At 73.2% G+C, this 20,530-nt stretch carries 16 protein-coding genes; 10 read left to right on the top strand and 6 right to left on the bottom strand.

Annotated elements, in window-relative coordinates:
• Nucleotides 1-432 precede the first annotated feature (432 nt).
• From ABZ641_RS09260 to ABZ641_RS09235, 6 genes are all read left to right on the top strand, one after another.
• Nucleotides 433-1,773 (top strand): substrate-binding domain-containing protein, encoded by a 1,341-nt coding sequence (locus ABZ641_RS09260; RefSeq protein ID WP_359980351.1) that lies wholly within the window; start codon nucleotides 433-435, stop codon nucleotides 1,771-1,773.
• Nucleotides 1,774-1,937: 164 nt separating this feature from the next.
• Nucleotides 1,938-2,696 (top strand): ABC transporter ATP-binding protein, encoded by a 759-nt coding sequence (locus ABZ641_RS09255; protein ID WP_359980349.1) that lies wholly within the window; start codon nucleotides 1,938-1,940, stop codon nucleotides 2,694-2,696.
• Between the two features lie 68 nt (nucleotides 2,697-2,764).
• Nucleotides 2,765-3,547, top strand: a complete 783-nt coding sequence (locus ABZ641_RS09250) for an ABC transporter ATP-binding protein (RefSeq protein ID WP_359980346.1) — start codon at nucleotides 2,765-2,767, stop codon at nucleotides 3,545-3,547.
• On the top strand, nucleotides 3,544-4,410 hold the full coding sequence (locus tag ABZ641_RS09245; RefSeq protein WP_344627088.1) for a branched-chain amino acid ABC transporter permease: 867 nt from the start codon (nucleotides 3,544-3,546) through the stop codon (nucleotides 4,408-4,410). The genes ABZ641_RS09250 and ABZ641_RS09245 overlap by 4 nt, the downstream gene beginning before the upstream one ends.
• 107 nt (nucleotides 4,411-4,517) lie before the next feature.
• Nucleotides 4,518-5,624, top strand: coding sequence for a branched-chain amino acid ABC transporter permease (locus ABZ641_RS09240; RefSeq protein WP_344627098.1), 1,107 nt, complete (start codon nucleotides 4,518-4,520; stop codon nucleotides 5,622-5,624).
• Complete coding sequence (locus tag ABZ641_RS09235) at nucleotides 5,621-6,526, top strand: alpha/beta hydrolase (protein ID WP_344627089.1); 906 nt, start codon at nucleotides 5,621-5,623, stop codon at nucleotides 6,524-6,526. Before ABZ641_RS09240 ends, ABZ641_RS09235 begins: the two co-directional genes overlap by 4 nt.
• 199 nt (nucleotides 6,527-6,725) lie before the next feature.
• Here ABZ641_RS09235 and ABZ641_RS09230 read toward each other — a convergent pair whose 3' ends face one another.
• Together ABZ641_RS09230 and ABZ641_RS09225 are read right to left on the bottom strand one after the other, a co-directional pair.
• Entirely contained in the window at nucleotides 6,726-7,991 is a 1,266-nt protein-coding gene (locus ABZ641_RS09230; protein ID WP_344627090.1) for a hypothetical protein, read from the bottom strand.
• A 447-nt stretch (nucleotides 7,992-8,438) separates the two neighbouring features.
• On the bottom strand, nucleotides 8,439-9,038 hold the full coding sequence (locus ABZ641_RS09225; protein ID WP_344627091.1) for a hypothetical protein: 600 nt from the start codon (nucleotides 9,036-9,038) through the stop codon (nucleotides 8,439-8,441).
• A gap of 494 nt (nucleotides 9,039-9,532) precedes the next feature.
• Between ABZ641_RS09225 and ABZ641_RS09220 the strand changes: the two genes are divergently transcribed.
• Nucleotides 9,533-10,705: an LLM class flavin-dependent oxidoreductase gene (locus tag ABZ641_RS09220; protein ID WP_344627092.1), complete on the top strand. Its 1,173-nt coding sequence runs from the start codon at nucleotides 9,533-9,535 to the stop codon at nucleotides 10,703-10,705.
• A 99-nt stretch (nucleotides 10,706-10,804) separates the two neighbouring features.
• Here ABZ641_RS09220 and ABZ641_RS09215 read toward each other — a convergent pair whose 3' ends face one another.
• Together ABZ641_RS09215 and ABZ641_RS09210 are read right to left on the bottom strand one after the other, a co-directional pair.
• On the bottom strand, nucleotides 10,805-12,946 hold the full coding sequence (locus ABZ641_RS09215) for an EAL domain-containing protein (RefSeq protein WP_359980342.1): 2,142 nt from the start codon (nucleotides 12,944-12,946) through the stop codon (nucleotides 10,805-10,807).
• A gap of 688 nt (nucleotides 12,947-13,634) precedes the next feature.
• Complete coding sequence (locus ABZ641_RS09210; RefSeq protein ID WP_030275780.1) at nucleotides 13,635-14,060, bottom strand: OsmC family protein; 426 nt, start codon at nucleotides 14,058-14,060, stop codon at nucleotides 13,635-13,637.
• A gap of 332 nt (nucleotides 14,061-14,392) precedes the next feature.
• Between ABZ641_RS09210 and ABZ641_RS09205 the strand changes: the two genes are divergently transcribed.
• Together ABZ641_RS09205 and lepB are read left to right on the top strand one after the other, a co-directional pair.
• Nucleotides 14,393-14,692: a chorismate mutase gene (locus ABZ641_RS09205; protein ID WP_344627099.1), complete on the top strand. Its 300-nt coding sequence runs from the start codon at nucleotides 14,393-14,395 to the stop codon at nucleotides 14,690-14,692.
• A gap of 238 nt (nucleotides 14,693-14,930) precedes the next feature.
• Nucleotides 14,931-15,749 carry a signal peptidase I gene (lepB, locus tag ABZ641_RS09200; protein ID WP_359980339.1) on the top strand — a complete coding sequence of 273 codons (819 nt, stop codon included), beginning with the start codon at nucleotides 14,931-14,933 and terminating at the stop codon, nucleotides 15,747-15,749.
• Between the two features lie 110 nt (nucleotides 15,750-15,859).
• Here the strand turns inward: lepB and ABZ641_RS09195 are convergent, their stop codons facing one another.
• Nucleotides 15,860-16,927 carry an EamA family transporter gene (locus ABZ641_RS09195; protein WP_359980336.1) on the bottom strand — a complete coding sequence of 356 codons (1,068 nt, stop codon included), beginning with the start codon at nucleotides 16,925-16,927 and terminating at the stop codon, nucleotides 15,860-15,862.
• A gap of 67 nt (nucleotides 16,928-16,994) precedes the next feature.
• Complete coding sequence (locus ABZ641_RS09190; protein WP_359980333.1) at nucleotides 16,995-19,385, bottom strand: transglycosylase domain-containing protein; 2,391 nt, start codon at nucleotides 19,383-19,385, stop codon at nucleotides 16,995-16,997.
• Between the two features lie 254 nt (nucleotides 19,386-19,639).
• Between ABZ641_RS09190 and ABZ641_RS09185 the strand changes: the two genes are divergently transcribed.
• Entirely contained in the window at nucleotides 19,640-20,464 is an 825-nt protein-coding gene (locus tag ABZ641_RS09185) for a hypothetical protein (protein ID WP_359980330.1), read from the top strand.
• Nucleotides 20,465-20,530 lie beyond the last annotated feature (66 nt).

The following is a 20,530-nucleotide window of genomic DNA, read 5'->3' as shown; positions in this document are numbered from 1 at the left end:
GCCCGGGCGGTGGGCCGCGCCGGGGGCCGGCGTAGCGCTGGGCGGCGGGCTGGGTCGAAGGCCGGTGGTGGGCCGCGGTGGGACGGGCGGGAGCGTTCGGGTGCCCGGGACCGGGGACCGTGGCGGGGTGCCGGGCCGGGCGCAGCGCTGACGGTGATCAGGCGTGGTCGGCGGGCCGGTCGGGGCCGGTCGGGGCCGGTCGGGCTCCTCCACCCTCGCCGCGGGGCCCGGCCGGATCCATGGCGGCGCCCGACATTCGGTGCGCCCCGGCCATGGGGCCGTGCCACACGGATCGCCCTGCGGAGCTCCGACATGGCTGAGGGACACACAGCCGGGGCGGTCGGTGCGTCGTCCGACCATATGTCCCCGGACCGGCCGCACTCCTACGGTTCCGGCATCCACCCCCGCAGCGATCCCCAGGAGCCGGCCGCCATGCGCTACACAGCACTTCCCCGCGTCAGATCCATCGGTGCGGTCCGGGCCGCGTCCACGGCCGCCCCGGCCCCGGGAGCCGCCGGAGGCACCGCGGCCTCCGGCGGCGGTGCTGCGGGCGGGCCGCGGCACATCGGGCGGCGGATCGCCGTCCTGGCGGCCTGCGGCGTGCTGGCGGTCGGCTGCGCCAAGGCCGGTACGGCGGGGACGGACTCCGCCGACGGGAACGGCGGGGCTTCGAGCCCGGTCAAGGTCGGCCTGCTCTACTCCAAGACCGGCCCGCTGGCCGCGTACGGCAAGCAGTACCTGGAGGGTTTCAAGGCAGGACTCGACTACGCGACCAAGGGCACCGGCAAGGTGGACGGGCACCCGATCGAGTTCGTCGAGCAGGACGACGCCGGCGACCCCGCCAAGGCGGTGTCCGGGGCGAAGGAGCTGATCGGCAAGGGCTACAAGATCCTCGCCGGCTCCACCGCCTCCGGCGTGGCCCTGCAGGTGGCGCCCTTCGCCGCGCAGAACAAGGTGCTCTTCATCAGCGGACCGGCCGCCGCCGACAAGGTCACCGCGCTCAACAAGTACACCTTCCGCTCGGGCCGCCAGTCCTACCAGGACACCCTGACCGCGGCCTCGTTCGTGGGCGACGCCAAGGGCAAGAAGGTGACGGTGCTGGCCCAGGACAGTGCCTTCGGACAGGCCAACGTGGCCGCCGTCAAGGCCGTCCTCGGCAAGGAGGGCGCCACGGTCGACGCCGTCCTCGCCCCACCCAGCGCGACCGACCTGACGCCGTTCGCCACCCAGGCCAAGGCCGCCAAGCCCGACCTGCTGTTCGTGGCCTGGGCCGGCGAGACCGCCTCCGCCCTGTGGACCTCGCTCAACCAGCAGGACGTCTTCTCCTCCACCCGGGTGGTCACCGGCCTGGACCTCGCCGCCTCGTACCCGCTGTTCGGCCCGGCGGGCGAGAAGATCTCCTTCCTCAACCACTACTTCGCCGGTGCGGCCGGGACGGACATCGAGAAGGCGATGACCGAGGCCGTCGCCAAGGGTGGCAGCAAGCCGGACATCTTCACCCCCGACGGCTTCACCGCCGCCCAGATGGTGGTGCACGCGGTCGAGGCCAACAAGGGCTCCGCCGACGACACCGCCGCCCTGGTGAAGGCCCTGGAGGGGTGGAGCTTCGACGGCGTGAAGGGCCACCTCACCGTCCGCGCCGAGGACCACGCCCTGCTGCAGCCGATGTTCCAGGTCCGGCTGACCGGCAGCGGTGCCGCTGCCAAGCCCACCGTGGAGAAGGTCCTGCCCGCCGAGCAGGTGGCGCCGCCCGTCCTCGCCATGGTCGGCTGATCGTGGAGCAGCCATCCGCATCGGGGCCCGGCGCGGGGCCGTCCGGTGCCGCTGCCGGCCTCCCCGGGGAGACAGTCCTCTCCGGGCAGGCGGGCCTGCGTGGGCAGCCGGGTGTTTCCGGGCAGGCGGGTGTCCCGCGGCCGGTGGGCGGGAGCACGGCCGCCGTGCGGACCGCCGAGCCCGTCCTGCGGCTGACGGGGCTCGGTTGGTCGGTCCGGGGTGTGCCGATCGTGGAGGACGTCTCCTTCACCGTGGGAGAGGGCGAGTTCGTCGCCTTCATCGGACCCAACGGCGCGGGGAAGACCTCCCTGTTCAACCTGATCTCCGGGATCTACCCGGCGAGTCACGGCACGCTGGAACTGGACGGGGCGGACATCACGGACCTGCCCGTGCACGCACGGGCCCGGCGCGGGATCGGGCGGACATTCCAGACCTCCTCGCTGTGGGGTGGGATGGCGGTCGCCGAGCACGTACGGCTGGCTGCGCAGGGCGCGGCCGGGCCGGCCGCCTCCTACCGCTTCTGGCGCCGGGCCGACCGGTACTCCGCCCAGGTCGCCGAGACGTTGGAACGGACCGATCTCGGGCACCGGGCGGACACCGTGGCGAACGCCCTCTCGCACGGTGAGAAGCGCAAGCTCGAACTGGCCGTGCTGCTGGTCGCCGAACCGCGGCTGATCCTGCTCGACGAACCGATGGCCGGCGTCAGCGCGGAGGAGGTCCCGGCCCTCACCGAACTGATCCGCTCGGTGCACCGGGAGTCTGGCCGGACGGTGCTGATGGTGGAACACCACATGGACGTCCTGCTCGGTCTCGCCGACCGGCTCGCCGTGATGCACCACGGCACCCTTCTGGCACTGGACACGCCTGCCGCGGTGATGGCGGACCCCACCGTGCAGCAGGCATACCTGGGTGAGGCGCCGTGACGGACGACCCCTCTCTGACGCAGTATCGGGAGACGACGGTGGACGGGCGGGCGGCGGGTGCCGCGGAGATGCCGAGGTCGTTGCTCGCCGTGCGGGACCTGCGGGTGGTCATCGACGGCCTGCACATCCTGCACGGCGTGGACCTCGACGTGGCCCCCACGGGCGTGACCGCGCTGCTCGGCCGCAACGGCGCGGGCAAGACCACCACGGCCAAGGCGGTCATGGGTCTGGTGCCGAGGTCGGGAAGCCTCCTCTTCGACAGGGTCGAACTGGCAGGACTGCCGACCCATCTGGTCGTCCGCCAGGGCATCGGCTACGCCCCGGAGGACCGCGGCATCTTCGCCGGGCTCACCGTGGCCGAGAACCTCCGGCTGGCCGAGCGTGATGCCGAGCCCGCCTACGACCTGGTGCACGAGCTCTTCCCCGAGCTGCGGAAGCGGGCCCGACAGGCCGCCGGGACCCTCTCCGGTGGCCAGCAGCAGATGGTGGCGATCGGCCGCACCCTGCTCAACCGCAACCGGCTGATCATTGCCGACGAGCCCACCAAGGGTCTGGCACCGAAGATCGTCTCCGAGGTGGCCGAGGTCCTGGCCCGGGCGGCGGAACGGGTGCCGATCCTGCTCGTCGAACAGAACCTCGCACTGGTGAGGCGGCTGGCCGGCCGCTGCACCGTCCTGGCCGACGGCCGGACCGTCCACCAGGGCGACACCGCCGAACTGCTGGCCGACGAGGAGGCCTCGCGCCGACTGCTCGGCGTCGGCAGCAGGCGCGCTTCTGCTGCCGCCACGCAGGCCGCGGCCGACGACTCCCCCCGTCCCGTCGAATCCGCTACGGAGGTGACCTCTCCATGAACACCGTCGTCCTCCTCGTCTGTACGGGTCTCGGTCTGGGCGCCCTCTACTTCCTGGTGGCCTCCGGGCTGTCGTTGATCTTCGGTCTGATGGACGTGCTCAACTTCGCCCACGGGGCCCTGCTGTCGGTGGGCGCCTACGCCGCGTGGTGGGCCTCCGCCGAGGCGGGGGTGGGCTTCTGGCCGGCGGTGCTCTTCGGCACCGCTACGGGGACCGCCGCCTCCGTCCTACTCGAACTGGCCGTGATCAGGCCCCTCTACAGTCGTCCTCGTGACCAGATCCTGGCCACCGTCGGCGTCGGCCTGGCGCTGCCCGCCCTGATCATGGGCATCTGGGGCGCCGACGCCCGTCCCTTCCAACCGCCGGCCGCGCTGGCCGGCACCGTCTCGCTGCTGGGTGCGGTCGTCCCCGTCAACCGCTTCGTCCTGATGGGCGCGGCCCTCGTGGTGCTGGTGCTGCTGCGCCTCTTCCTGAGCCGTACCCGGTACGGCCTCATCGTCCGGGCCGGTGTCGAGGACCGCGCCATGGTCACGGCCCTCGGTGTCGACGTGCGTCGTGCGTTCACCCTGGTCTTCGCCATCGGCGGAGCCGCCGCCGCACTCGGCGGCGCGCTCGCCGGTCTCTACTTCGGTTCCGTCAACCCCGGCCAGGGCACCGGTCTGCTGATCTTCGCCTTCGTCGTGGTCGTCATGGGCGGCATGGGCTCGGTCACCGGTGCCGCCGTCGCATCGGCCGCAGTGGGCCTCGTCCAGCAGTTCGCCAACTACTACACCGCCGCCGGGCTGGGCGATCTCTCCGTCGTCGTACTCCTCGCCGTACTTCTCCTCGTACGGCCCCGCGGACTCACCGGGAGGCTCGCGTGACCGCCAACTCCTCGACCACGGGCACCGAGAGCCCGACGGGCGTCACAGTCTCATTGCCCGGCGGTGCTTCTGACGGAGATTCTGGAACACCAGGACGTGGTCGCACCATCCCTCGAACAGGTGAATCATTCGGTGACGGCTCGACTCCGCTCCGTCGAGCACTACGCTGGTGGCCGATCGCCCTGCTGATCCTGTTCCTTGTCGCCCCATACAGTGCGCTTCCCGTCCCGGGGCTCCTCGACGGGCCGCTCGGCAGCCCCGGAAGCCTCCAACTGATCGCCCTGTGCCTCCTCTACGGGGCCCTCGCCACCGGCTACGACCTGCTCCTCGGCCGGACGGGCCTGCTCTCCTTCGGCCACGCCCTCTACTTCGCGGCGGGTCTCTACTGCACCGACCTCGCCATGCTCGAACTCCGCCTCCCCCTGCTGCCGGCCGCCGCCGCCGGCATCGCCTGCGCCACCCTGCTCGCCGTGCTGCTGGGCGCGGTCAGCCTCCGGGTCACCGGCATCGGCTTCTCCATGGTCACGCTCGCCTTCGCCCAGGCCGGGGCGATCCTCGTCCAGCGCAACCCCGGCGGCCTCACCGGAGGCGAGGAGGGGCGCGCCGCCCCCGCGGACCTGCTGCCGTCCTCGCTGGTCGGCATCGGCAACACCGCCAACCTCTACTGGATCGCGCTCGGGTACCTCGTCCTCACCCTCGCGATCGTCCACGTCACCGTCGGCTCGCCGATCGGCCGGGTCTGGGCCGGCATCCGGGAGAACGAACGACGCGTCGAGGTCCTCGGCCTGCGGCCGTACGGCTACAAGCTGATCGCCTTCGTCGTGGCCGGAGCCCTGGCCGGCGCCGGCGGCGTCGTGTACCTGCTGCTGACCGGCGGCGCGACCCCGCAGGCCGCGACCTCCGACGCCACCCTCGCGCTGCTGGTCATGGTGGTGCTCGGCGGATCCGGCACGCGCTGGGGTCCGCTGCTCGGCGGCGTCCTCTACACCTGGGCCGGCCACCGTCTCGGCGACCTCGCCAACTCCGCCGCCGTCGCCGACCTGCCCGCCGTGCTGCGCGTCCCGCTCTCCCAGCCGCTCTTCCTGCTGGGCGGCCTGTTCGTCGTGGTGGTCTACCTCCTGCCGGGCGGCCTGGCTAGACTGCCCGCCCGTCTCCGTGCCGCCCGTGCCGGCTCGGCCGTGCCTGTTCGAATCCGTGGAAATGAGGCAGCGTGAGCATCTCCGGAGGACCCGTGCACGACGAACTGTCCGTCCCCGTGCCCGGTGGGGACCTGGCCGTCCTGCGCTGGCCGGCCCGGGTGCCGGACGCACCCACGGTGGTCGCCGTCCACGGCATCACCGCCAACGCCCTGGCCTGGGGCGAGATCGCCGACCGGCTGGCCGGCCGGGCCGCCCTGATCGCTCCGGACCTCCGGGGACGGGCGGACAGCCGCTCGGTCGACGGCCCGTTCGGCCTCGCCCGCCACGCGGACGACGTCGCGGAGGTCGTCCGCACCCTCGGCCTCGGCCCGGCCCACCTGGTGGGGCACTCGATGGGGGCATGGGTCTGCGCCCTGACCGCGGTACGCCACCCCGAGCTGGTGAGCCGGGTCCTGCTGGTCGACGGAGCCGTGAGCTTCCCGCTCCCCGCAGGGGTCCACGAGGACGACGCACTGGCGGCGGTCCTCGGCCCCGCCCTCGCACGGCTGTCCATGACCTTCCCGGACCGGCAGGCGTACCGGGAGTTCTGGCAGGCCCACCCCGCCTTCGTCGACGGGTGGACCGCACGGATGGACGCCTACACCCAGCGCGACCTCGTCGGGACGGAGCCCGGACTCCGTTCCTCCTGCGTCCCCGAGGCGATCCGGCAGGACGGCCGCGAGGTGCTGCTGGACAAGGAGGCAGCTGCCGCCGTCCACCAACTGCCCTGCCCCGCCGAACTGCTCTGGGCCGAACGCGGGCTGCTGAACGAACCGCAGGGGCTCTACGACGCGGCGCGCCTCAGGTCGGCCGGTCTGGACGAAACCCGCGTCCCCGCCGCCACCGTCCCCGGCACCAACCACTACTCGATCATCGGCGGGGCGGACGGTGCAGCCGCCGTGATCGACCGGCTGCTGCGGGGCGCGGCCCTCGGCTGACCCGTGGAAGGCCGGTCGCCGGCCCGGATCCGTCGGAGACGGTTCGAGCCGGCGACGGCGCCCGGTCTGAGTCGGCCCGCCCGAGCAGGCCCGCCCGAGCAGGCCGGCCGGAGCGGGTCGAACGGAGAGGTGCGGGTGGCCCGGGAGACCGGGATGCGGGGTGGCCCAGGGAGGCGCCGGGAGGGCCAGGAAGGAGGGCTCAGCCCGCCGTCCCCAGGAAGCTTCCCCAGCCGCCCGTCGGCGCCTTGCCCACGCCGAGGGTGCGGAGCTTGCGCAGCGTCGACTGGTCCTGGACCTCCAGCCACTCGACCAGCTGCCGGAACGAGACCAGCCGGACGTCCGGCTTGCCGGCGATCTCCTTGATGGTGTCCTCGACGGCGTTCATGTAGATGCCGCCGTTCCACTGCTCGAAGTGGTTGCCGATGAACAGCGGCGCCCGGTTGGTGGTGTACGCCCGGTTGAAGCCCGCCACATAGGCGTCACGGGCCTGGGCCTGCCACTCCGCGTGCTTGGACGGGTCGCCCTTGGTCGAGCCGTGCGACTGGTTGGCGAGGATGTTGTAGTCCATGGAGAGCACCTGGAAGCTGTGCCCGGGGAACGGGATGCCCTGCAGCGGGAAGTCCCAGATCTTGCCGTCCTGGACCTTCTGCGGCCAGATCTGCAGGCCGCCGGGCGAGCTCGCGTCGTACTTCCAGCCCAGCTTCGCCGCGGTCGGCAGCAGCCCCTTCTGACCCTGCAGGCAGGGCGTGCGGCCGCCGATGAGCTCCTTCTTGTAGTCGAAGGGCAGCGGATCGACGTCGGTGAAGCCGGTGTTCGTCTTCCACTGCGTGACGAACGACACGGCCTGCTGGATCTCGTTCTCCCAGTCCTCGGGAGTCCACTTGTTCACGGCGTTGCCGTCGTCGGGCTGACGCGCGCAGAAGTGGCCGTTGAAGTGCGTGCCGATCTCGTGGCCGGCCAGCCAGGCCTGGCTGATCAGCTTGATGGTGTTCCGGACGGCGTTCTCGGAGAGGAACGGGATGTCCGAGGCGCCGACGGGGTGGCGCGGCGGGTGGTAGAGGCTCGACTTCTCCTTCGGCACCGTGTAGATGCCGGAGAGGAAGAAGGTCATCGACGCCTTGTGTTCCTCCGCGATCTTCAGGAACCGGCTGAACTGCCCGTCGTCCGTGGCGCCCGCGCCGTCCCAGGAGAACACCACGAACTGCGGCGGCTGCTCACCGGGCTTCAGCTTCTCGGGCTTGGGCTGGTTCGGCTGTGCGCCGCTGTCCGAGGTCGAGCCGTCGCCGAGCGGCGTGCCCTTGACGGGCTTCGCCGTCGAGGTGCTGCCGGCGCCGTCCCCGGAACCGCCGCCGGGGCCCGAACCCTTGGCCTTCGCCCCGCCGCCGCTGGAACAGGCGGTGACAGCGCCGAGAGCCGCAGTGGCCGCCCCGGCACTCAGCACTGCCCTCCGCGAGATGCTGCTCATGGTCTCCCCTACCCGCGTGGTGCCCGCACCCAGCAGACGTCCGGACACCAGGAGGCATCCGGACGGCGCCGACATAATCGGACAATTGATCTGTATTCCTGTACAAGGATGTCATGAGCGCTCAGGTCGGTACAGCGCGCCTGTCCACCCCCAGGCCACCACGCAGCTCATACCCATGGCGGCTGCACCACCGACCCGACTGTTGCGGTCCTGAGACAGATCGTCGGGAAGCGCGGCGGGCCGATCGCTGCCGATGCGGGGTCAGAGAGGCCGAAGAGCCGAGGGGAGGTCCGTGCGGTCACCGTGCCGATCCGACCGGGCCGCCCCTGCCCCTGTCCCCGGCCTGCGACCCGGACCGGGCTGGGCCGGGGCGGACCCGGGCCCAATCCGGACCGGGCCGGATCCGATCAGGTCGTATCAGGTCGTATCAGGTCGGAGCAGCGGTGCTCAGCAGGCGGCCGCAGCGCGGCGCCGACGGCGGATGACGCGGGCGATGCTGCCGCTGATCAGCGTCGCCGCCGTGCAGGACACGACCAGGCTCAGCCAGGCGGTGTCGAACCAGTGGCTGTTGAGCCAGCCCAGGCTGACGATGTAGGCGGCCCAGACCACGGCCGCCAGCGCGGACCAGCGGAGGAAGATCCGCGACGAGGCCGGCGAGTGCCCGACCGCCAGGTCGAGGACGGTGCGGCCGGCCGGGACGAACCTGGCAATGATCACGATGACCGCAGCGGCCCGGCTGGTGCGCTGCGCCAGCGCCGCCTGCATCCGCTCGACGCTCGTCGCCAGTTCGGGGCGCCGGGCCAGGCGGCGCCGTACGGCCGGAGCCCCGCGGCGGGCCAGGTTCAGCAGCAGGAGGTCGCCGAGGAAGGAGGCCACGGCCACCCCGAGGCCCAGCAGGAGCGGAGCACCCTCGACCTCGGAGGTGCGGAGCACGGCGAGGATCACCAGCGTTCCGCTCGGAAGGAAAGGAAGGAACGCGTCACCGAGCACGGCGCACAGCGCCAGTGCGCAGATCCACGACGGGCCGAGTACGGCTGCGGCGTTCAAGGTCGAACTCCCTCCAGACCGCCCGGGGGAGAGCAGTGCTGCAGGGAGTAACGCTAGCGAGTCGAACTTTCATGCCATGAAGCACCCCCCGTGTGTCGCGGCTCACGGCACACGGCTGAGCCGCAGCCGGTGCGGGCGCCCCGGCGGAGCCGCGCCCCCCGACCGGTCGGCACATGGCACGAGCCCCCGGAGCGGGGTGCCGCTCCGGGGGCTCGCGGGGACCATCGGTGCTGGTCCAGCCCGGTGGTCTTCGTCAGGAGCGCGGTGATGCATGCACCGCACTGATGAGTAACTTTGCCCGATCGCCGTTCCTGACGCGACATCAGGAGCTGGCGACTTCCCGCGCTGGCATGAAGTCGCCAACCACCGCCTGCACGGGGCGGCCGATCGGTTCGGGAACGAGGGAACACGCCCGCCCGCACGGAGGTTGTCCCTCCGTCGTCGGTCGACCGACCGGCGACCAGGAACCCGCGGCGACCAGGAGGACGGGCGGCATGAGCGGCGAGCACACAGGCGGAAGCCAGAACCCCACGGAGACGGTACCGGGCGACCCCGTCCGCGGACGCGCCCGCGGGTCCGCGCCCGCCCCGCTCTCCATCCTCGACCTCGCCACCGTCGGCGCCGGCTACTCGCCGGCCGACGCGCTCACCGCCACCACCGAGCTGGCCGCGGCGGCCGAGAGGTGGGGCTTCCACCGCTTCTGGGTCGCCGAACACCACGGCATGCCCGGGGTCGCCAGCTCGAACCCCGCCGTGCTGCTCGCCCACCTCGGCGCGCACACCCGCACCCTGCGCCTGGGCTCCGGCGGCGTGATGCTGCCCAACCACGCCCCGCTCACCATCGCCGAGCAGTTCGGCCTGCTGGAGGCCCTGCACCCGGGCCGAATCGACCTCGGCCTCGGCCGGGCGCCCGGTACCGACCAGGCCACCGCCCGGGCCCTGCGCCGCGGGCTCTCCGACGGCGCCGACGACTTCCCGCAGCAGCTCGCCGAACTCACCCACTTCCTCGACGGCGACTTCCCGGACGGGCACCCGTACGCCCGGCTGCGCGCCGTCCCGCAGAGCGGGGCCCGGCCGCCGATCTGGCTGCTCGGGTCCTCCGGCTTCAGCGCCCGACTGGCCGGCCGGCTGGGCCTGCCGTTCGCCTTCGCCCACCACTTCAGCGCCGCCAACACCGTCCCGGCGCTGGACCTCTACCGCAGCACGTTCCAGCCGTCCGCCGTCCTGGACGAGCCCTACGCACTAATCGGCGTCAGCGCGGTCGCCGCCGACCGGGAGGCCGAGGCGCTGCGCCTGGCCCGGTCCGCCGGCCTCGCCATGCTCCGGCTCCGCCAGGGCCGCCCCGGTCTGATCCCCACCCCGGACGAGGCCGAGGCACACCCCTACACCGAGATGGAGGCGGACTTCCTCGCGAGCTGGCTCGGCAACGTCGTCCTCGGCACCCCCGGGCAGGTGGCCGACGGCCTGGAAACCCTCCGCAAGCGGGTCGGCGCCGACGAACTCATGGTCACCTCGCACATCCACGGTCACGAGGCCCGCCACCGTTCCTACGGCCTGATCGCCGAGGCGTACGGGCTGACCGCGGCCGTCGACGCCGGTGATGCCGGCAACGTCGGCGGTGCCGCCGGCGCCGCCGACCCGAGCCCCACGGAGATCCCGGCCCGCTGATCCGGCCCGCTGATCCGGGTTCACTGATCCGGGTTCACTGATCCGGGTCCGTCGATCCGGTCCGCTGATCCGGGTCCGCCGATCGCGGTGTCGCCGGGCTCAGTCGGGTTGGCACTCCCGGAGCATGTCCGCCACGATCTCGGCGTCCCCGGGCTTGGCGAAGTACCAGCCCTGGGCGGTGTCGCAGCCGGTGAGCCGGAGCCGCTCGGCCTGGGCGGCGTTCTCGATGCCCTCGGCGGTCACGGTCAGGCCGAGGGCGTGGGCGAGCCGCACCATGGCGCCGACGATCTGTTCGTCCGCCTCGGTGCGCCGGGCCCGGGCGCCGTCGGGGTCGGGGGAGGCGGAGCGTCCGCCGGGGAGGCCGGTCGTCCCGGCGTCGCGGAAGGCCTCGACGAAGGTGCCGTCGAGCTTGAGGACGTGCACCGGGAGCCGGGAGAGGTAGGCGAGGTTCGAGTACCCGGTGCCGAAGTCGTCGATCGCGATCCTGATGCCCATGTCGGCGAGGGCCTGCAGGGCCTGGATAGGGCGCCCGCCCGGGCCGAGCAGGGCGCTCTCGGTGATTTCCAGCTGGAGGAGTCCGGCGGGGAGACCGGTCCGGTCCAGGACCTCCGCCACGTCCGCGACGACGTCGGAGTCCCAGATCTGACGGGCGGCCAGGTTGACGCTGACGAAGGTGTCGGCGTCCGGGAACTCCGCCAGCCAGCGTCTCGCCTGTCTGCAGGACTCCTCCAGCACCCACTTGCCGAGCGGCACGATCGCGCCGGACTCCTCGGCCAGCGGGATGAACCGGTCGGGCGAGAGGGTGCCGTACCGGGGGTGCCGCCAGCGGACCAGCGCCTCGGCGCCGTGCACCAGCCCGTCCGAGAGACCGACCAGCGGCTGGTACTCGACGATGAACTCGCCGCGCTCCAGGGCCGGCCGCAGCGCCGTGGAGAGCAGTTGCCGGGTCAGCTGGTGGGCGCCGCGCGCCGGGTCGTAGAGCGTCCACCGGGCGCGGCCGTCCGCCTTGGACCAGTAGAGGGTGGAGTCCGCGTCCTTCAGGAGGTCGGTCGGGGAGGTGCCCTCGACCGGCCGTTCCACCACGCCGACGGAGGCGGTGACGGCCAGCCGGTGACCGCCGATCTCGAAGGGCTTCTCCAGCGCCTTGATCAGTCGGCCGGCGAGCGAGGTGAGCTGCTCGGAACCTTCGCTGTCGGTGATCAGGACGGCGAACTCGTCGCCGCCGAGCCTGGCCACCAGCTGCCGGTCGCCACGGGCGAAACCGTTCTCCAGCCGGGCGGCCACCGCGACCAGCAACTGGTCACCGACGTGGTGGCCGAGCGTCTCGTTGATCACCGCGAAGCCGTCGAGGTCGAGGTAGCACAGCCCGATCCGGGGATGCCGCTCGCCGTCGGCGGCCTGCGCGGCGCCGTTCGTCGCGCTCTTGGGGGCCCCGCGTACGCCGGAGCCGTTCGCAGTGCCGACAGCACCGTGGCCGTTCGCGGAGCCGGCGCCTCCGGAGCCGTTCGCAGGTCCGGCGGCACGGGCACCGTTCACCGCGCCCGCTCCGGCGCCCCCGGAGCCCTTCACCGCGCCGCCCGACCCGGAGCCGTTGAGCGCCGCGGCGGCCGTGGTGAGCGTGCCGCCGGCCGAGCCGCCGCCGGCGGGCCTGGCGCTGCCCGCGGGCCTGCTGCCGCCCGTCGGCACCGGGCCGGCCACCGCCGTCGCCCCGGGCTCGGTCCGGCCGCGGTCCGTCCGGGCGCCGACGGCGAGGAACGCGGCCTCCAACCGCTCGAAGAAGAGCGTGCGGTTCGGCAGCCGGGTCAGCGGATCGTGCAGGGCCTGGTAGGCGAGCCGGTCGCCGAGGAGCCGCTGCTCGGTCACGTCCTCGACCATGGCCAGGGTGTAGAGCGGGTGCCCGGCGCCGTCCCGGATCAGGGAGAGGGCCACCTTGCTCCACACCGAGCGGCCGTCCCGGTGCTTCAGCCGCTTCTCGACACGCAGCCGGTCCCGCTTGCCCTGCACGAGGTCCCGGTAGAGGCGCCGCGGGGTGTCCTCGGGCTCGATGATCTCGTGGATGTGGGTGCGGGCGAGGTCCGACGGCTCGCGGCCCAGCATCGCCGCGAAGGCGGGGTTGGCCTCGATGATCCGGTCGTCCGCGTCGATCAGGGCCATCCCGATGCCGGCGTCCGCGAACGCCGCCCGGAAGCGGGACTCGCTCGCCCGGAGAGCGGCCAGCAGGCGTGCGGTGCTGCCGCCCACCGGCCCGGTGCAGGTGGGACAGGAGAGCAACGGCTCGACCGGCAGGGCCGGTTCGATCCCCGGCCGGCCCGACGAGTGCCCTACCGGCGACTGTCCCACCGATGACTGCCCCACCGGCGGCGACTGACCCGCGGGGCCCGCCTGGGCCCCGGTGCCCGCCCGCTCGGCGGTGTGCTGCTCGGGGCGCCCGGGCGGCGAGTGCGGGGGCTCGGGGCGGCCGTGGCGCGCCCGGTTCAACTCCTCGTGCCGCACACCCGTGTGGTGTGCGTCGACCCCCTCGTTTCGCCCCGGCACGGCATGCTCCCGTCCGCTGCTCCCGCTGATCCGGACGGCTGCCGTAGTGCAGTTGTCCGTGTCCACGGCGGTCCACGCCCTCGTCCGATCCAACCCCTCGATCGAAACCCCTCGGGTCGGGCCACCGCCGCCGATCATAGGCGTCGCGGAGAATCGGCGGCGACCGCCGCCAGGGTGATTCGTCGGCTTTCTGACGGAGCGTGAGTGGACGCGGCACCGCCCCCGCCCGCCGCGGAACGGCGGTGGACGGGGGCGGGTGCGCATACGGCCTGCTCGTCCGGTGTGTGACCGGGCGGACGGAGGTCCGGTGTGCCGCTGGTGGGCGTCGCGGCACCGGGGCGGTGGGAGCGTTCCGACGATTTTGGGAGCGCTGTCACCGACGGCGTGTCGCGGGTCAGGCCAGCTTGGCGGTGAGGGTGATCGTGGTGCCGGTGAGGGCCTGGCTGACCGGGCAGTTGGCCTTGGCGTCCTCGGCGGCCTTGACGAAGCCCGCCTCGTCGAGGCCGGGAACCTCGCCGGTGACCGTCAGGTGGATGCCCGTGATGCCGGTGCCGGGCTGGAAGGTGACGTCGGCCTGGGTGTCCAGCTTGGTGGGCGGGGTGCCGGCGCCGGCGAGGCCGTGCGACAGGGCCATCGAGAAGCAGGAGGAGTGGGCGGCGGCGATGAGCTCCTCGGGGCTGGTCTTCCCGTTCGGGGTCTCGGCGCGGGCCGGCCAGGACACCGGGTACTCCCCGATGCCGGAGGAGGCGAACGTCACCACGCCCTTGCCCTCGAGCAGGTTGCCTTCCCACGCGGTGCGTGCGGTACGGGTGGTTGCCACGATCAGGTACCTCCAGTGCTGGGAGAACTGCTGGGTCGTCACGTCCTGTGGCGCCGCGCCCAGCCTACGCGGCGATTGTCCGCCCGGACGGGCGCTCGGCCGCACCCGCCACGCGGGGCCGCCGGATGTCCGGATGGTGGACGCTTGGTCCGAAAGGTGGGAGTTCGGGGGGTGCCCCCTGTTAGATTTGCCGAGGCCCGCGCCGGTTTCCGGCCGTCGGGCGTGTCCAGCCCCGCCAGCTCCGGAGCGATTGTCCGATGACCGATCAGCCCACCGACCCCGCCGCCGACGCCGTGGCCGCCGATGTCGCCGCCGCGGACGCCGCCGAGGCGATGGCGCAGGTCGACGAAGCGGTCCGCGCAGAGCTGACCAGCCTGCGCGAGAGCATCGACAACATCGATGCGGCGGTCGTCCACATGCTGGCCGAGCGCTTCAAGGCGACCCAGCGCGTGGGCCGGCTGAAGGCCGACCACAAGCTGCCCCCGGCCGACCCCGCCAGGGAGCGCGAGCAGATCACGCGCCTGCGCGAACTCGCCGCCGGTGCGCACCTCGACCCGGTCTTCGCCGAGAAGTTCCTGAACTTCATCATCGCCGAGGTGATCCGGCACCACGAGGCCATCGCCCGTTCCTGACCGGATGCTGTCTGTACACGGCACCGCCGTATGCGGAGCAGTCGCACACGGCGCCGCCTCGCCGAACCCCTGTCCGGATGTCGGATGCGGCTAAATACGGGATTTCCCGTGTACGGCCCACGGCGCTAGCGTGCTGTTCTCTTCGACCGGCGATCTCGACCCACCGGCGGGGCAGTCGCCGAGCCGGCCCGCCGGGCCCCGGCGCGGCCCGGCGGTGGCGCGGAGGGTGGCACTGCAGATGACCAGCTACGTGGGCACCCCCGGCGCGGAGCCGTCGACGGGCCCCGAGCCCTCCCGGCGCCCGGACGGTCCCACCGGCACCACTCCCGCCACCGACGCCGGCACCACCCCCGGCAGCGGCAGCAGCATCGACGGCGGCAGCGACACCGGCAGTGGCAGCGGCCGGAGCCCCCGGCGCCGCTGGCCCTGGTGGGTCGAGCTGCCGGTGATGGCGGCCATCGGCCTGGTGGTGGCGCTGGTGATCAAGACCTGCCTGTTCCAGGTGTTCACCATCCCGTCCGGCTCGATGGAGAACACGCTGCGGGTCCACGACCGGGTGGCCGTCAACAAGCTGGCCGTCCTCACCGGCTGGGAGCCGAAGCCGGGCGAGCCGGTGGTCTTCCGCGACCCCGGGAACTGGCTGCCGAACCAGCCGGACACCTCCGGCACCCTGCCCGGCGCCTTCGACGCCGTGCTGAGCTTCGTCGGCCTGCTGCCGCCGAAGGACGACAACTACCTGGTGAAGCGGGTCATCGCGACCGGCGGCCAGACCGTCCAGTGCGCCGGGACGGTGCTGCGCGTGGACGGGCACCCGGTGGCCGAGCCGTACCTGCACGCCGGCGACGACTCCTGCTCGGGCCTGGACTTCGGGCCGGTGACGGTGCCGCAGGGGTACGTCTGGGTGGAGGGCGACCACCGCAGCAACTCGGCGGACTCCCGCTACCACCGCGACGGGCCGGGCGACGGCGCCGTCCCCGTGGCGAACGTGGTCGGCCCGGCCGCCGCCGTGGTGTGGCCGCTCGGACACGTCGACTGGTTCGGCTGGTCCGGCCGCTGACGCCGGACCGACGGGTCTGACCGGCGCGGACCGGACTGACCAGCACGGACTCACCAGCACGGACTGGCCAACGGCGGACCCGGCCGGGCCCGGCCCATCCGCTCAGCCGGTCAGGCGGATCCCCGGACGGCGTCCTGCGGGGCGTCCTCGACGCCCAAGTCGCCGCCGGAACCGCCGGAACCGTCGGAACCGCCGACACCGCCGACCCGCTCGGACGCGCCGCCGCCCGAGGCCACCGTCCGCTCCGGTTCGGTGCCGGACTTGCTGGTCTGGGCGGCGAAGGCGCCCGCCAGCACCAGCAGGCCGCCGAGCAGCTGCGGTGCGCCGAGGTGTTCGCCGAGCAGCACCCAGGCCAGGACGGTCGCGACCACGGCCTCCAGGTTGGCGACCACGCCGGCGATCGGCGGCGACAGGTGCTGGACGGCGACCACACCGGTCAGATAGGCGAGCACCGTGGCGACCAGCACCATCCAGGCGGCGGGCAGCACCGCGGGCAGGCTGTGGCCGTTCATGGTGACCGAGCCGCCGAGCAGGCTCCAGTCCGCCTCCCACGGCCGGGTGAAGACGGTGAGCACGACGGCTCCGATGAGCAGGCCGTACGCGCTGACCGCGATCGGGTCGATCGGCTTGTCGCCGCGGCGGCCGGCGTCGGCGAGCACGAAGTAGCCGACCTGGCAGCAGGCCGCGCCGAGGGCGAAGACCACGCCGAGCGCGTCGAAGGAGAGCCCGTTCCAGACCTCGACGACGCAGGCCAGGCCGGTGACGGCGACGCCGGCGCCGATCGCGGCCCCACGGGAGACCGGGCGGCGCTGCACGAACTTCACGTAGCCGAGCAGCAGCGGCGGGCCGAGGTACTCGATGAGCAGCGCGACGCCGACCGGGATGCGCGAGATCGCCGCGAAGTAGCAGGCCTGCACGCCGGCCACGGCCAGCAGCCCGAAACCGAGCAGCAGGCCCGGGCGCTGGCGGACGGCGTCCCGGTGCCGGTAGGCGAGTGGCAGCAGCACCACGGCGGCGCCGGTCACCCGCAGCCACACCACGTGCAGCGGCGAGAGGCCCGCCTCGATCAGCGGTTTCGCGGCGGTGCCGGAGCCGCCGAACGCGAAGGCCGAGAGCAGGGCGAGGGAGAGGCCGAGCGAGCCGATGCCGCGGGCCGGGGTGGGGGAGGAGCTGCGCACCGACGCATTGTGCCAGTCCGTGGACGCACTTGGTAAGGCGCCATCTCACGTGATGGTCCTGTGCGAGTTACCCCCGGCCGCCCGGCGCGGTGCCCGTCCCGCCGGACCCCGACCCCGAACCTGACCCCGTCCCGCTCGTCCCGCCCGAGCCCGAGCTGCTGCCCGAACCGGACCCGGTCCCGCCCGAGCCCGAGCCGGATCCCGCCCCGGTGCCGGACCCGTAGCCGAGCAGGCCGCCTCCACCGGTACCGTCCGAGCCCGTCCCGCCGCCCGAGGAGCCGCTCCCCGTCCAGGGGCGGCCCGCACCCGGCGTGGCGCCCGTCGACGCCCAGGGGCGCTCGGGCTGCCGGGTGGCGTCGTCCTCGGCCGGCGCACTGGCGGCCGGAGAGGAAGGGGCGGTGGACGGGGTCGCGGAGGCGCTGCCGGTCGGCGTGGACTCGGTCGGCCGGGTGCGCACCTGCTTAGGCGCCGTGAAGTCGGAGACCGGCTCGCCGGACAGCGCGGCCTTCATGTAGGCGGTCCAGATCAGGGTGGGGTAGCGGCCGCCCGCGGCCTCGCCGGTGCCGCCGACCCCGTCCAGGGTGACCTGGGCGCCGGTGGCCGGGTCCTGGCCGAAGAGCGCGACGGCCGTCACCAGCTCGGGGGTGTAGCCGACGAACCAGACCGACCGGGAGTCGTCGGTGGTGCCGGTCTTGCCGGCGGCCGGCCGGTCGAGGGCGCCGGCCCGCCAGCCGGTGCCGCCCGGGTCGTCGACGACGCCCTGCAGCATCGCGGTGGTGGCCCGGGCCGCCTCGGTGCTGACCGCCTGGGTGGTGCTGTGCGCGGGCAGCGGCACCTGCTCGCCCTCCACCCCGACGGACTTCACCAGCCACGGGGTGATCTGCTTGCCGTCGTTGTCGAGGGCCGCGTACACCCCGGCCATCTGCAGCACGCTGGGCGTGGCCGCGCCGAGCGGGATGGACGGCACCGCGGACAGCCCCGGGGTGTCGGCGGGCAGGCCGAGCGCGACGGCGGTCTTCCGGACGGTCTCCAGCCCGGTGTCCTGCGCGAGCTGCGCGTAGACCGAGTTGACCGACCAGTCGGTGGCCTGCTGCAGGGTGATCTGCCCGTAGTCCTTGCCGCCCTCGTTCGGCGGGGCGTACGGGGTACCGGTGCCGCCGCGGACGGCCCGTCCGCTGGTGCCGTCGTACACGGTGTCGGCGGTGATCCGGCGGCCGGCCTGGGTGCGGGCCTCGCTGTCCATCGCGGCGGCCAGCGCGATCGCCTTGAAGGTGGAGCCGGCCTGGTAGTCCTGCCGGGTCGCGTTGTCGATCCAGTGCTGGGTGGCGTCGCTGCCGCCGTACAGCGCGAGCACCGCCCCGGTCTTCGGGTCCAGCGAGACGGCGCCCGCCTGGGCGTCGGCGTCCTTCTTGCGCTTCGCCGGGTCGAGGTTGCCGGTGAGCTGGCTGCGGACGGCGGCCTGCAGCTGCCGCTCCCGCTCGGCGTCCACGGTCAGGGTGATGGTGTAGCCGCCCTGGGCCAGCTGGGCGTCGGTCAGGACGTGCTGCGAGGTCAGGTAGTCGGTGGCGGCGGAGACCAGGTAGCCGGCCTGCCCGGAGAGGCCGGGCGCGCTCTTGGGCTCCTTCACCTCGGGGAACCGGATGGCGGCCCGCTCGTCGGCGGACAGCCAGTGCTCCTGCACCATGCCGTCCAGCACGTAGTTCCAGCGGTTCGTCGCGTTCTGCATGCCCTGCGGGGTGGCGGTGGCGACGTCGTAGGCGCTGGGCGCGTTCAGCAGCGCGGCCAGGTAGGCGCCCTGGGCGGCGTCCAGCCGGTCCGCGTCGATGCCGAAGTAGGCCTGGGCGGCGGCCTGGACGCCGTAGGCGCCGCGGCCGTAGTACGCGGTGTTGAGGTACCCGGCGAGGACGTCGTCCTTGCTCTCCGTCGCGTCCACCTTGATCGCGATGAAGAGCTCCTTCACCTTGCGGGTGGCGCTCTGCTTCTGGCTGAGGTAGGTGTTCTTGACGTACTGCTGGGTGATCGTCGAGCCGCCCTGGGTGGCCTTGCCGGTCGCGGTGTTGAACGCGGCCCGGGTCAGACCCTGCAGGTTGACGGCGCCCTCGTGGTAGAAGTTGCGGTCCTCGGCGGCCAGGGCGGCGTGCCGGGCGGCGGGGGAGATCCGGTCGAGCGGCACGTTCTGCCGGTTGGTCTGGCCGGTCCGGGCGATCAGCGTGCCGTCGGAGTACAGCCAGGTGTTGCTCTGCGCCGTCGCGGCGGCGTGCGCGTCCGGCACCTGCACCAGGGCCAGCCCCAGTGCGAACAGGCCGGCCGCGAGCAGCACCGCCGTCACCGAGCCGGCCAGCGCCGCCCGCCAGGTCGGGACCAGCCGCCGCCAGCCGCTGCGCCGCTGCGCCGTCCGGCGGCCGGACCACCGTCCGCGGGGCGCGCCGGGACCGCTCTGCTGCGAAGTACGGGGCACCGGAGTTCCCTTCCTGCGAGCCCCGCAAAGGTCGCTCACCCGTCGGACGGCATGGACCGTCCCACCCTGCCTGATCGACTTGTCAGACGTTAGGGACTTATGTCCCATTTTTCCTTACCGTTCCCTCACCTCGCGGCCGCCGCCGCGCCGACCCGCTCCGTGCCGACCCGTGCCGTCCCGGGTGCCCGCCTCGCCCGCGGCCCCGCCGCGACGCGGCAGGTAGGGTGCCCGGACCCGCCCGCACGAGGAGCACCATGGCCCGCCCGAGCATCCTGTACGTGACCGACCTCACCTACCCGGCCCGCGGCCGGCGCTACGGCGACGAGGACACCCACCTCTCCGCCGCGCTGCGCACCGACTTCGCCGTCGCCCTGTGCCACCCGCTGGATGCGGCCGGTCTGATGGACTCCTTCGACGGCGTCGTGGTGCGCAACAGCGGCCCGGTGCTGCACTACCAGGAGCAGTACGACGCCTTCCGGGCCGAGGCGCTGCGGCGCGGCACCCGTGTGTTCAACGAGCTGACCGGCCGTGCGGACATGGCCGGGAAGCAGTACCTGCTCGACCTGTCGGCCGGCGGCCACCCGGTCATCCCGACCGCGGAGGCCCCGGACGACCTGGACCGCCTCCCCGACGTCGCCGAGTACGTGGCCAAGCCCAAGCTCGGCGCCGACTCCATCGGTCTGGAGGTCGTCGGCCCGGACCGGATCGCCGAGATCGCCGCGGCCGGCGGCATGCTCGTCCAGCCCCGGATCGACTTCCGCTACGAGGTGTCCTTCTACTTCGTCGACCGGGAGTTCCAGTACGCCCTGCACACCCCGGACAAGGACGTCCGCTGGCAGCTCGCGCCCTACCGCCCGAGCGCGGAGGACCTCGCCTTCGCCCAGCACTTCGTGGACTGGAACACCGTCGACCACGGCATCCAGCGCGTCGACGCCTGCCGCACCGCCGACGGCGAGCTGCTGCTCGTCGAGCTGGAGGACCTCAACCCGTACCTCTCGCTCGACCTCCTGGAGGCCGGGCAGCGGGAGTCCTTCACGGCCGCGATGAAGGACTCCCTGCACCGCCTGCTGCGCCGCTGACCCGGACGGCCGGGACAACCGGTCCGGTCCGGGAACGTCGAAGGCCCCCCGCTTTCGCGAGGGGCC

The organism is Kitasatospora sp. NPDC007106 (assembly GCF_040634455.1).
Taxonomy (GTDB): Bacteria; Actinomycetota; Actinomycetes; order Streptomycetales; family Streptomycetaceae; genus Kitasatospora; species Kitasatospora arboriphila.
The sequence above is the reverse complement of the archived record's forward strand: the minus strand, read 5'-3'. Positions and strand labels throughout refer to the sequence as shown.

Excerpts from the sequence above, each read along its gene's own strand:
- ABZ641_RS09205 (WP_344627099.1), top strand. The coding sequence starts at position 14,393 with ATGGCGCAGGTCGACGAAGCGGTCCGCGCAGAGCTGACCAGCCTGCGC.
- ABZ641_RS09220 (WP_344627092.1), top strand. The coding sequence starts at position 9,533 with ATGAGCGGCGAGCACACAGGCGGAAGCCAGAACCCCACGGAGACGGTA.
- ABZ641_RS09250 (WP_359980346.1), top strand. The coding sequence starts at position 2,765 with ATGCCGAGGTCGTTGCTCGCCGTGCGGGACCTGCGGGTGGTCATCGAC.
- lepB (WP_359980339.1), top strand. The coding sequence starts at position 14,931 with ATGACCAGCTACGTGGGCACCCCCGGCGCGGAGCCGTCGACGGGCCCC.
- ABZ641_RS09245 (WP_344627088.1), top strand. The coding sequence starts at position 3,544 with ATGAACACCGTCGTCCTCCTCGTCTGTACGGGTCTCGGTCTGGGCGCC.
- ABZ641_RS09230 (WP_344627090.1), bottom strand. The coding sequence starts at position 7,991 with ATGAGCAGCATCTCGCGGAGGGCAGTGCTGAGTGCCGGGGCGGCCACT.
- ABZ641_RS09185 (WP_359980330.1), top strand. The coding sequence starts at position 19,640 with ATGGCCCGCCCGAGCATCCTGTACGTGACCGACCTCACCTACCCGGCC.
- ABZ641_RS09260 (WP_359980351.1), top strand. The coding sequence starts at position 433 with ATGCGCTACACAGCACTTCCCCGCGTCAGATCCATCGGTGCGGTCCGG.